A 12,947-nucleotide genomic window follows, 5' to 3' on the forward strand; every position below is an offset into this window, starting at 1 on the left:
TCCACTCATAGTCAGCCAGATCAGCAAACTGATCATTAGCCAAGCAGTCAATAAATTACGGCGAACATTACAAGCGCGGCGAATGTGATTATTTAATAAACTGCCAAAAATTGTTGTCGGTGCTCATAAATAATACTCCTCAAGCCAATTTCGAGACCTGCTGATGCATTCAACTGTGTGCTCATTTTCATTTCGCTGTCGACTTCCAGTACCGATCTATCCATTGCTGGTGCGTTGGCATCGCAGCTGTAGCATGCAAGAGCATTGTGCGCATCCCCTCGACATATTCATACAGTTTGTCTTCAGGCATGTCATCGACTATGGGGTGGTAGCTTTGCGGCATGATGCGCTGGCCCAGCATGACCTGGACCCAACTCGGTAGCGCAAAAAAATCTTCGCCGTTACGGAAGTAGCGACCATCGTAGCGGAACAGTGCTATCGCCTCGCCCAAGCTATCCGGGATTTCCATCGTGCGGCAATGATTCCAGAACGGCGTGTCCTTTCGTTCTGTTGCATGGTAGTGCAGGATCAGGAAATCGCGAATGCGTTCGTATTCGGTCACGGATTCACGATTGTATCGTTCGGCCAGCAACGGATTGAAATCGCGCTTGGGAAACAGGCTCAGCAAGCGTGTGATACCGGACTGTGCCAGGTAGATGCTGGTTGACTCGAGTGGTTCAAGGAAACCGCTGGCCAACCCCAATGCCACTACATTCTTGTTCCAGAACTTCTTGCGCATGCCAGCGGTAAAGCGCAACTGGCGCGGATCGGCCAGCGCCTTACCATCCAGATTGGCCAGCAGGGTTGCGGCAGCTTCGTCATCGCTGATATGCTGACTTGAATACACGTAGCCATTACCAACCCGATGCTGCAGCGGAATGCGCCACTGCCAGCCTGCTGCACGTGCGGTGGCGCGCGTGTATGGGGTAATCGGATCGACACTTTCGCTCGGCACTGCCAGTGCGCGGTTGCACGGTAACCAATGTGTCCAGTCGAGGTAGCCAGTCTTTAGTGTTTGCTCGATCAGCAGCGCGCGAAAACCTGAGCAATCGATAAACAATTCACCGCCGACGACTGTACCGTTTTCCATCTTCACCGACTCGATGAAGCCATCGTCAGCTCGTTGATTCACGCCGACGATTTTGCCTTCTATGCGCTGTACGCCACGGCTTTCTGCCAGTTCACGCAAATAGCGTGCATATAGCGTGGCGTCGAAATGATAGGCATAGGCAATGTCAGCCAGCGGCGAGTTGGGCGGTGCATTATGGTCGCCGGGCGCGAACTTGCCGCGTGGTGCCATCACTGTCTGTGGGGAGTAGTCGCCGATCGGCGCAGCGCGGCCAGAGAGAAACAGCTTGAGCCAGAACTGATGAAACGGCAGCGGCCCCAGTGAACGACCGATTGCGCCGAAGCCGTGGATATAGCTGTCGCCGATGCGACCCCAGTCATTGAATTGAATGCCGAGCTTGATGGTGCCCTGCGTGCGCTTGACGAACTCGGCTTCGTCTATGCCTAGCCATTGGCCATTGAATAGTCTGATGTGCGGGACGCTGGCCTCACCTACGCCGACGATGCCTATCTCTTCGGACTCGATCAGGCGTATCGTGGCCCCCTTCCCAAGATACGTAGCAAGAGCTGCAGCAGCCATCCAGCCCGCGCTGCCGCCACCGACGATAGTGATATTACTGATCCGGTTGTTCGTGGTCATTGCGTCTCCCAGAAAAAAACGGCAGTGACCGTTTGGTCGGTCACTGCCTTTAAAGACACTCCCCGGCCTTGCGGCGCGGGGAGTTTGCGGGTTTTGAAGCTTGTAAATCAGAACTTGTAATTCAATCCTACGTATATAACGCGGCCAGCATAGCTGTTGGAGTAGAAGCGGTCCTTGGTGTCATTGCCGAGATGGGAACTCGACTCTGCCTGGGTCAGGTTCAGCACTGAGGCGGTCAGACTGAGCTGCGCATTAAAGTTATACGCTGCATTCAGATCCAGCTGGCTGTATGGGTCCTGATAGACATTCAAGCCATTTACCAGGCCGCCCACGACTTCGCCACGACGATTGTACGAAGCGCGCACCAGGTATTTGTCATTGCTGTAAAACACGGTGAGATTGGTCTGGTTCCTGGCGCTGCCAACCAGCGGCGACTTGCCGATTTCCTTGCCATCAGCAAGGGTGATCGCAGCCTGGTTGGTATTGTTGTAGGTGTAGTTGAACTGGAAGCCCAAACCAGATTTCAGCGTATGCTGCGCATATAATTCAATACCTTGGGACACGGCATCGCGGCCGCCAGCACTGGTCGAGTAGTTTTGCACGGTCACAGTATTGCCACCAACAACCATGGGCATGCTCAGCACGACTGGCACCGCGAAGTTGCTGACGTTCTTGCGGAACACGCCTGCACCCAGCACAGAGCCACGATGGAAGTACCATTCCAGACCGAGATCGAACTGAGTAGCCTTGTACGGTTCCAAGGCCTTGTTGCTGCCCTGACCAAACCAGCCCTGCTGGTCGGCACCACCGATCAGGCGGCGGTCATTGACATATTCCTGGCTGTAGTAATTCAAGCTGCCAGGAGATGCGATGTCACCATAGCCTGGCCGCGCCACTACCTTGGAAGCTGCTGCGCGCAACACCAAATCGTCACGAAGATCATAGGCAAGATTAAAGCTTGGCAGTACGTCGGTGTAGCTACGATCAAGCGAGCTGACTACGAACGAGGATTTACGTCCAGTGCTTTCCGGCAGCGTGGTATAACCGCTGATGCAACCAGAGCCAGCGGGAGCACCGACAGCTGGCAAGCCACCCGGACGGCATGGTGCCGGTGTGCCATTGGCACCATTAAAGAAGTAATCGTTGTAGTAGTCAACCTGGTCAGTTGAATCGGCATGCTGTTTGGTCTGTACCAATCGCAGACCGGCATTTCCGCGCAAGCGATCGGTCTTGATATTGGCCTGCAGATAAGCCGCCGTAATCTTCTCATTGACGTTGTAGACGAAGTTGTCTTCGTTTCGCGTCCGCATCTCACCGTAAGTCTGATTCAAGTGAGCGATGTAAGCAGGAAAATTGATCGCCGGGAACGCACTGGCGTTAAAGCCGCCTGCAATATTGTCCAGCGATGTCGGGTACAGGAAACCGGGCTGGAACTTGGAGGCGCTGGAATCGCAGCCGGCCTGGTAGCGGTTGTCGTAGTTGCTGCCATCAGTGCCCTTGCAGGCCCAGTAATTGTTGCCGGTGCTGCGGTGGGTGCCACCGTCACGGTACTTGACACCAAACTGCAAGGAATCAAGCCAGTTGCCATCTGTATGCCAGGTGAAATCAGCCTGGGCGTACTTTTGCTCGGTACTGTTCTTGGTCCACGACGACGACGTTGAGCCAAGGTCGATTTCGCCTATGCCTTTTTGCAGGTTCGCCATCAGTTGAGGTGAGAACACCATAGTCGGCGTACCGACCGTACTCCAGGCGCTGGCGTAGTTACCCAGTGTCCAGCTGCTATCTGCGTTTTGCATGCGCGGTTTGATCGGCATGGTAAATTGCATCTCTGGACCACCGCTAGCCCAGGTGCGACCGCCCTTGAAGGTAGCGTCGACCGATGTGCCGCGCCATTCGGCTTCAAAGTCGGCAGTCTGCGACAACGAGCGTTCACGGTTGTAGCTGCCGGTGATCTGCGGTGTTGGTATGGTGCAGTCGTCCGGACCGAAACCGCCCGTATTTTTGATGCCGCCTGCAGCCGCTGCATCGCCACTGCAATAGTAAGTCTTGCCAGGGCGGGCACTGTATTGCGCGCCAGTGACGATGGTGCCACTACGGTCGAAAGTCAGGCCGTCAAGCATGCGTCCACCGGGCCAGTTGCCGTCACCGTCATAGCGGGCCAGGTTCCATTCCGGCACCTTCAGTGTATTAGTCTGCGAGTTTTGCGACAGATCGAAACGGAAGTAGTTAGCCGTCAGATTAAGGTTACGCACCGGTTTGAATTGCAGCGTCAATTGCCCGCCTTTGCGTTCACGGTCCTCGTTCTTGACATCAAGATTGACCGAGGTAGGCATCATGAAATTAGTATAGTACTTGCCACTCTGGTCGTAAAAACCAGACTGCCCCCACCATTTGGAATTCAGGCCAGATGGCCCACCATTGACATCGACTGCTGGATGGGTCTTGTAGTTGTCTGCATACCATTGCCAGTTTTCTGTACTGGCCCCCATGGTGCGCGTGGTGCGTTTTTGCTGGGTATAGCCGACCAGCACGCCCAGGCGATTGTCTTCATCATGCCATGCATACTGACCTGAGAACTGGCCGTCGACCTTTTTACTGGTGTCGGCCCAGGTCCCTTCGGCTGAGACAAAACCACTATTGGACTTGACTTCCAGCGGACGGCGCGTGCGCAGGATCACCGTGCCACCTATGCCACCTTCATCTAGACGCGCTTCCGGTGTCTTGTACAATTCAGCACTTGAAAGCATATTCGAGGGCATCAACATATAGTTGAATGAGCGTGTAGGGTCGCCGTTGGATTCTGCAGTGGCGATGTAATTGCCATTCAACTGCGTCAGCGTCAACTCAGACGACAAACCACGAACGCTGACATTTTTACCCTCGCCTCCACTGCGGTTAACGATGACGCCCGGCACGCGTTGCAATGCATCAGCCACGTTTTTATCAGGAAATTTGCCTACATCTTCAGCGGTGACAACTTCAACAATGGCGTTGGCTGAACGCTTTTGATCAAGGCTTTTCTCGATAGCATAACGATAGCCGGTCACGACCACTGAGGCCGGCTGTTTGGTGTCGGCCGGAGTCTCTGCCGACTTCTCTGCCGTTTTTTCAGTTGGTGCAGTTTGTGCGTGGGCAGTGGAAAGGGCCAGCAGAGCGGCTCCCACTGCCAATGCAATGGGTGTTGCGCGGTAACGGCGCTGGTGTGAAGCGAGATGTGTTCTGAAGCTCATGTATGTCTCCTGGTTATGCCCAACGACGGGCTTGTTATATGGCGCTGGCAGGGTTCCCTTCATTCGTGGAACAAGCGGTTACCTTCCGCATTTGTTCGCTTTCCCAATCTGCGGGTAACGCAAATTAGTGAGAGTCCCGACGATTTACTAAACGACACAAAACCATTTGCATGTCGTCGGGCATCGCATTACACCCTGAGATGTTTATACAAAAGAAAACTCAGCGCTCAAACAAAATTTCAAAATTAGGGTGAAGTTTAGTTTGATTAGTAAACGCTGGCCGAGGAACAGGTGTGGCGATTCTGCCACACTTACCAGTTACAGAAAGACCCGATCCTTCAGCGCATTGGCGAGCATCAAGCAGATATACGCGACGCGTAAAATTGGAGAGTGAGATGGGCAAGCAATACTGTCACAAGTGTTTTACTTGCACGACCTGCTTAAGGTGAGCATGACAGGAATACGAAATTCACACTCCAAACGAGTTTGCACTGCGCCACCAAAGATGCGGCGAGTGAGTTTTCTATCTAAAGAGCAGTTCTTTTGTTTAGTGAACTTTATAAACAAACACGCATTTTCTTGATTCATTTGAAGTAAATAATTCGACGCGATATAAATATCATTAAGAAAAAAACTTGATGCAAACACGAAAACGGCAAAAAACAGAGTCTTTGCGTTTATTAAACCACGGCAAAGAGGCTATGAAAATGCAGCAACACAATCTAGCCCATTTCATGTTGGCGTGAGCAAGTACACGGTCCACTTACATTTATTTAAGCATCATTCCTTGATGTTGTTTAGGTATTTCAGCCAACCGGCACCCTGCCCTGGCTTTCATTTCAGCTTGATTGGAGTCCCGCAATGTCCCACCAGGTTTTGGCAGTTCTGACACTTTGCAGCAGTATCTTCTGTGCAAACGCATTTGCGGGGCAGGGAGAAAAGCCAATTCAAAAACCCGTCGAGTTGGCAATTATTCCCAAGCCCGCTAATCAACAACTGGGACAAGGCAGTTTTAGCCTGTCTGGCAAAACCAGGCTCTTCGTCAGCGATGCTGCAGCATTGTTGAATGCGGACCTATTGAATGACAGACTGGAGCAGACGCTGGGTTTCAGGCTGGTCGTGCTACAAAGACTGCCTGGCAAGGACGATGGCAACTATCTGCTCTTAAAAACTGAAACAGGTGCGCTGAACACGGTAGCTCATAAGCAAAATCAGGATGAAGCCTATACGCTAACGGTAAATCCGTATTCCATAGAGTTGAAAGGCTCAGCAGCAGGTCAGTTCTATGGCATGCAAACCTTGCTGCAAATGATGCCAGCCAAGACAAGTCCTGTCGCCCATCTGCGCACCGTTAACATTGCTGACACTCCCCGATTTCTCTGGCGCGGCATGCATCTGGATGTGGGGCGACATATGGTATCGGTAGAATTTATCAAAAAATTCCTCGACCAGATGGCATTCTACAAAATGAACACTTTTCACTGGCATTTGACAGAAGACCAGGGATGGCGCATAGAAATCAAAGCTTATCCCAAACTGACAGAAGTGGGTGCCTGGCGCAAGGAAAGTGCGCTAAAGCGCCATGTAGAACCTTACATAGGCGATGGTAAGCCCTATGGTGGCTTTTATACCCAGGAGCAGGTAAAGGAAGTCGTTGCCTATGCTGCTGCCCGCCATATCACGGTGGTGCCAGAAATAGAATTACCAGGTCATGCCCAGGCTGCCTTGGCAGCTTACCCTGAGTTGGCCTGTACTCCAGGGCCATTTGATGTGGCGACTAATTGGGGTATATTTGAAGATATCTTTTGTCCCAGCGAGGCCACCTTCCATTTCCTGGAAAACGTGCTGACCGAGGTCATGGCTTTATTCCCTGGCCAGTACCTGCATATCGGTGGTGATGAAGTCCCTAAAGCACGCTGGAAGAAAAGTCCGCTTGCACAGGAGGTCATGCGCAGGGAGGGCTTGAAGAATGAAGAAGAATTGCAAAGCTGGTTTATCCGTCGCATAGAAAAATTCATTAACAGCAAAAACAAGCGCCTGATAGGCTGGGATGAAATTCTGGAAGGTGGCCTGGCTCCCAATGCCACCGTCATGTCCTGGCGTGGCGAAGATGGTGGCATAGCGGCAGCAAGGCAAGGCCATGATGTAATCATGAGTCCGACCAGTCACTGCTATTTCGATGCAGGCCAAGGGCCGAAAGAACAGGAGTCATGGGAACTGGGCGGTGAATTGCCGATAGAAAAAGTGTATGCCTACAACCCCGTGCCTGCCGCGCTCAAAGGCGAAGAACAGCATCATATCAAGGGTGTGCAAGCCAATATCTGGACTGAATACCTGAGCAAGCCGGAGATGATTGAATACATGGTCTATCCCCGTCTGCTGGCGATGGCAGAAGTGGCATGGACTGCGCAGCAAGGAAAAGAGTACGCCAGCTTTGAAAAAAGGTTGGCGGCCCACTATCCCAGATTGCAGCAAGCAAGACTGGCATATCGCATTCCCCGGCCAACTGGCCTGCCGGCACAAGTCAATGCGACAAATAAAACACATCCGCTGACCCTGCACTCGCCTGTGGCGGGCAGCAAGATGTATTACACCTTTGACGGCACTGTACCCGATACCAGCTCGGCCCAATATCTCCGCCCGCTGATAGTCGTTGTCAAGCCAGGTCAGGATAGCCTCGTACAAGTGCTGACGGTCAGCCCCGATGGCAGGCACAGTCCCATACAGCGCAGTGTCATTCGCTCTCCAGGCATTGCGCAAAAATAAGTTGACTATGTACTGCATGGGATCTCGGTAACGTCCGCCATTTCACATGGTGGACGTCGGTAGTCACCGTGCCAGCCTGTCTCCCCTCATTCCTTTCATCATCGGATTTCAATATGAACACCTCCCGGTATTCCTTCAGGCGATTTGTACACAGCACTTGCCTGGCCTTGCTTGCTGCCTCGTCCAGCCTGTTCATGCTCACGCCTGCCGGGGCAGCCACTACCCGTGAGCAGGATTTATCCGGCAACTGGACTTTTCGCTTGCTACCCGACGACACCGCTGCTGCCAAGTATGCAAAAGCCACACAATGGCATGCGGCACAAGTACCTGGCCACGTCCATACGGATTTGCTGACGCATCAGTTGATTACCGATCCATATGCTGGCGATGCCGAAACTGGCTTGCAATGGATAGGTAATGCCGTCTGGGAATACAAACTTGAATTTGACCTGAATGAAAAACACCTGAAATCAAAACACCAGGACCTCGTGTTTGAGGGCATAGATACATTTGCTGATATCTATTTGAATGGCAAGAAAATTGCAGCGACAGACAATGCCTTCCGGCGCTGGGTCCTGCCTGCCAAAACGCTACTAAAAAAGCGCCAGAATGAATTAAAAGTCATTCTTCATTCACCCATACAAAGACTGCTGCCACAAGTGCAGGCCATGCCCACCAAGCTGGCGGGCAACTACCCATCGCCGTTTGGTGATGAACCACGTGATGCCATGACCGGCAATTTCGCCCGCAAGCCAGGCTATCATTATGGCTGGGACTGGGGGCCACGCTATGTCACTGCCGGTATTTGGCGTGCTGTAAAGATCGTCAGTTATGACGATATCCTGCTTCAGGATTTCCATATACAGCAAGACAGGCTCAATGCACAAAGCGCAGAGCTGCAAGCCAGGTTTGAAGTGCAAGCAGATAAAGACGGCCAGCTTGATCTGGAGCTACGCGTCTCTGACCCGGATGGCAAACAACTCATGTCCAGGAGCTTGCAAGCCAGAATCAGGAAAGGCCAGAACCAGCTATCGTTGCCACTACGGATCGAGAATCCACGCCGCTGGTATCCGCATGGTATGGGTGAACAAGCCTTGTACGGTTTTAATCTCAATCTGAAAAAGGGCAAGCAACTGATCGCCGAAATAAAAAAGCGCACAGGTTTGCGCCAGGTTGAACTGCGTCGCGACCATGATCAATGGGGACAATCATTTGGCTTTGTCATCAATGGTGTGCCGGTATTTGCCAAGGGTGCCAATCTGATTCCTTTCGATATGTTTCCCAACCGCGTCAAGCCTGAACAAATGCACGCGATTTTGCAGTCAGCCAAAGATGCCAACATGAATATGTTGCGGCTATGGGGCGGCGGTTACTACGAAAGCGATGCCTTTTACGATATGGCCGATGAAATGGGTTTGATGCTCTGGCAAGATTTCATGTTTGGCGGTGGCGTAGTGCCTGGCTATGATAAGAAGTTCCGTGAAAATGTCGTTGCCGAGGCAAAGGAGCAGTTATTGCGCTTGCGTTCCCACCCCAGCATCGTACTCTGGTGTGGCAATAATGAAGAAGAAACTGCCTGGAAGGACTGGGGCATAGGAAAAAAACTCACTGAAGAAAACCCGATTTTTGCAGAGCATGTCTGGGCAGGCTATGTCGCCCTGTTTGGCAAGGACTTGCGTGAACAGGTCGCGCTGTATGGTGCAGGTGTCCCCTACTGGTCCAGCTCACCCAGTAACGATCTGGCTGACAAAGCCAATGACAGCAATAACGGTGACAAGCATTATTGGGATGTGTGGGCCGGTTCGCAGCCCGTCGAAGCTTATTTATCCGAAACGCCGCGTTTCATGTCGGAATTTGGTTTGCAAGCCTGGCCGGTACAAAGCACGGTCGATGCTTTTGTACCACGTAATGAACAAAAGATAGATGGCTCGCTGATCCGTGCTCACCAGAAGTTCTTGGCGGGAGATGGCAACCAGCGTTTGCTGCTCTACATACGCGCCAATTATCACGAGCCAAAAAGCTTTGCTGATTTTATTTACCTTAGCCAGTTGATGCAGGCAGAAGGCATAGAGATGGCGTCCCTGCATCACCGCAGTAGCATGCCGCGCACCATGGGCTCGCTGTACTGGCAACTGAATGATGTGTGGCCAGGTGCCTCATGGTCCAGCGTTGATTATTTTGGGCACTGGAAGGCTTTGCATTTCCACGCCAGGCGATTTTTCGCACCACTGACCATCGCCGCCTTGCATGACAAGGAGGCCACCCGCCTGAGCGTGATCTCCGATTTGCAGCAAGAGCTAAACCTGGCATGGCGGCTGCGCATCATGGACGTGCATGGCAAGGTCTTGCGTGACGAAACCCAGCCATTCAAGTTGCCTGCCAACAGCGCCATGGAACTGGCGCAAATCAAGGATACAGATTTGCCAGCCACAACGGATACCAAAACCACCTATGTCGTGGTCGAATTGATGAAAGATAGCAAAAGCATCGCCCGCAGCATTGCCTATTTACAGGCATCGAAACACATGCAATTACCAGATCCGGGGCTAGAAGCAACTATTGTCGCCGACGCTGACCATTATCGTCTGGACTTGCGCACGGACAAGCTGGCGCGTGCAGTCTGGCTGGATTTTGGCGAGCATCAAGCACACTTGTCGGACAATGCCCTGACATTACTTCCTGGCGAAAGCATTTCCCTGCGGCTGGACAGTGTGCAAAGCCTGGTTACTTTGCGCGCTAGCCTGCGCATACGTCATCTGGCCCAGCTTCAAACTACGTCTCCTTAAAGAAAAATCACATGCGAAGAAAATTGCTCAATCTAAAAACTACCGTGTCTATCCTGCTATGCAGTGCCTGCCTGTTGCTGGAGTTAAATCAAGCCTCGGCCCAAACCGTCATGCAGGCAGGGAAGCTGACATCATTCACGCGTAATGCCAACGGCGTAGTGATAAAAACCGAGCATGCAGACGTTGCGCTGACGGTATTCGCACCCGGTGTCATACGGTTGCGCATGGACAAGAAAGCCTTGGCGCCGGATTTCTCTTATGCCGTCGTCGGCAAGCCCGACAAGACGGATTTTCAGCTCAGTGAGCATGAAGACAAGTTGACCCTGACGACAGCTGCATTGCAGGTACAGATACAGAAGCGCCCATTTTCTGTGCGATTTGAAACACCTGATGGCATGCTCATCAACCAGGATGAAGCTGGCTTGTCCAATGCCTGGATAGGTGATGAAGTTAGCAGCTACAAAACACTGCAAGAAGGCGAGCGTTTTATCGGACTGGGTGAAAAAACCGGCAACCTCGATAGACGTGGCAGCGCCTATACCAACTGGAATACCGATGCCTTTCGCTATACCGGAGAAACCGATCCCCTGTATGCCAGCATCCCTTTCTATATAGGCATACATCATGGCATGAGTTATGGAATTTTCTTTGACAACAGCTACCAGACTGATTTCAATTTTGGGGCCAGCAACCGGCGATTTTCTTCATTTTCGGCTCAAGGTGGTGAACTTAATTATTACTTCATTTTCCAGTCCCGAGTGGCAGACATTATCCGCGCCTATACAGACCTGACCGGGCGCATGCCCTTGCCACCCTTATGGAGCCTGGGTTATCAGCAAAACCGCTGGTCTTATTATCCCGAAGCAGAAGTGATGCGGATAGCGAATACCTTGCGCGAAAAGAAAATTCCGGCGGACGGCATCACCCTCGATATCCACTACATGGATGGCTACCGGGTATTCAGCTGGGACAAGCAGGCATTCCCCGATCCCAGGGCCATGACAGACAAGCTGGCCGCGCTGGGTTTCAAAACCACCGTGATTGTTGACCCCGGCATCAAGATAGACCCAGGCTATGGCACTTATGCACGTGGCATGCAGCAGGATGTATTTCTACGCTATGCCGATGGCGCGCCCTATGCTGGCGAAGTGTGGCCAGGCTGGGTGTATTTCCCTGACTTTACCCTCCCTGCGACCCGAGCCTGGTGGCAGGCTGAAGTCGCCAGCTATGCAAAACAGGGGGTTGCAGGTTTATGGAATGACATGAACGAGATATCCACCTGGGGCCAGAAAATGCCCAATAATATCCTCTTCGATTATGATGGTCACCTCACTACCCACAAGCAGGGCCGCAATGTCTATGCGCTGGAAATGGCCAGGGCCAGCCATGAGGGGATGAAGCAGGCCACGGGAGAGCGCCCCTTCACCCTGTCGCGCTCAGGTTATGCTGGCTTGCAGCGCTACGCGGCGATCTGGACGGGCGACAATACGGCAGATGAAGATCATATGTTGCTGGGTGTACGTCTGCTCAATAGCCTGGGCCTGAGTGGCATGCCATTTACCGGCATGGATATCGGTGGTTTCACCGGTACACCCACACCTGGCCTGTATGCGCGCTGGATGCAGATAGGTGCTTTCACGCCCTACTTCCGCAACCATGCTGCCAGTGACAGCCGCTCGTCTGAACCATGGACTTATGGCGAAGACGTGCTCAACATCAGCCGCAATTATATTAATTTGCGTTACCGGCTCATGCCTTATCTGTACTCCAGCTTTTACCAGGCTAGCAACTCCGGCCTGCCCCTGATGCGCTCACTGGCGATAGATTACACCCACGATGAACAAGTCTATAGCAGGCATTACCAAAACCAGTATATGTTTGGCGATGCTTTCCTGGTTGCACCTTTCGCCAGCAACAAGGAATTTGGCCGCCTCTACCTACCTCAGGGTGACTGGTATGACTTGTACAGTGACAAGTTGGAACATGGCAAGCAAGCCAAAGCCCTAGAGTTGCGACTGGACCGCTTGCCAGTCTATGTCAAGGCTGGCAGCATCGTGCCCATGCAGTCACTGGTACAAAGCACCGCGCAACAACCGGAAGACACTTTGTTCATCCATGTGTATCACGGACAGCAAGGCAACGTCATCAGTTATTACGAAGATGACGGCAAATCCTATGCCTACCAAAATGGGGATTACTACAAACGCCAGATCAGCTTCATACCTGAGCGCAAGGAAATACAATTCGATGCGGCAGATGGAAAATATGCCTCCAAATTCCGCAAGCTGGAAATCTACTTTCACGGCTTCCAGGGCATCACCAGTGTAGAGCTTGATGGCGAGACTCTCCCTGTGCAGATGCGCCGGGTTGGCTTTCTCGGCAAGGAGGATAAAGAGTTGAGTTTGCCTGGTGTGACGGTCGCCAACCGCACCGGAAAAATCACGCTCAGGTATTGAT

The 12,947-nt window shown here is 52.4% G+C and carries 5 protein-coding genes; 3 read left to right on the plus strand and 2 right to left on the minus strand.

Annotation, left to right across the window (positions count from 1 at the left end; translation table 11 throughout):
- Positions 1 to 187: 187 nt before the first annotated feature.
- Complete coding sequence (locus AC07OI_RS08505; RefSeq protein WP_495256908.1) at positions 188 to 1,708, minus strand: tryptophan halogenase family protein; 1,521 nt, start codon at positions 1,706 to 1,708, stop codon at positions 188 to 190.
- Between the two features lie 107 nt (positions 1,709 to 1,815).
- The gene (locus tag AC07OI_RS08510) at positions 1,816 to 4,938 is read right to left on the minus strand and encodes a TonB-dependent receptor (RefSeq protein ID WP_495256909.1); all 3,123 of its coding nucleotides are present in this window, start codon (positions 4,936 to 4,938) and stop codon (positions 1,816 to 1,818) included.
- 861 nt (positions 4,939 to 5,799) lie between these two features.
- On the opposite strand from AC07OI_RS08510, the gene AC07OI_RS08515 reads away from it, so the two are divergent.
- The 3 genes from AC07OI_RS08515 (at position 5,800) to AC07OI_RS08525 (ending at position 12,946) form a co-directional block, all read left to right on the plus strand.
- Positions 5,800 to 7,704 carry a beta-N-acetylhexosaminidase gene (locus AC07OI_RS08515; protein ID WP_495256910.1) on the plus strand — a complete coding sequence of 635 codons (1,905 nt, stop codon included), beginning with the start codon at positions 5,800 to 5,802 and terminating at the stop codon, positions 7,702 to 7,704.
- A 113-nt stretch (positions 7,705 to 7,817) separates the two neighbouring features.
- Positions 7,818 to 10,490 carry a beta-mannosidase gene (locus AC07OI_RS08520; RefSeq protein WP_495256911.1) on the plus strand — a complete coding sequence of 891 codons (2,673 nt, stop codon included), beginning with the start codon at positions 7,818 to 7,820 and terminating at the stop codon, positions 10,488 to 10,490.
- Positions 10,491 to 10,501: 11 nt separating this feature from the next.
- Entirely contained in the window at positions 10,502 to 12,946 is a 2,445-nt protein-coding gene (locus AC07OI_RS08525; protein ID WP_495256912.1) for a glycoside hydrolase family 31 protein, read from the plus strand.
- Position 12,947: the final 1 nt, after the last annotated feature.

This window comes from Undibacterium sp. GW821-FHT07F11 (assembly GCF_059418665.1).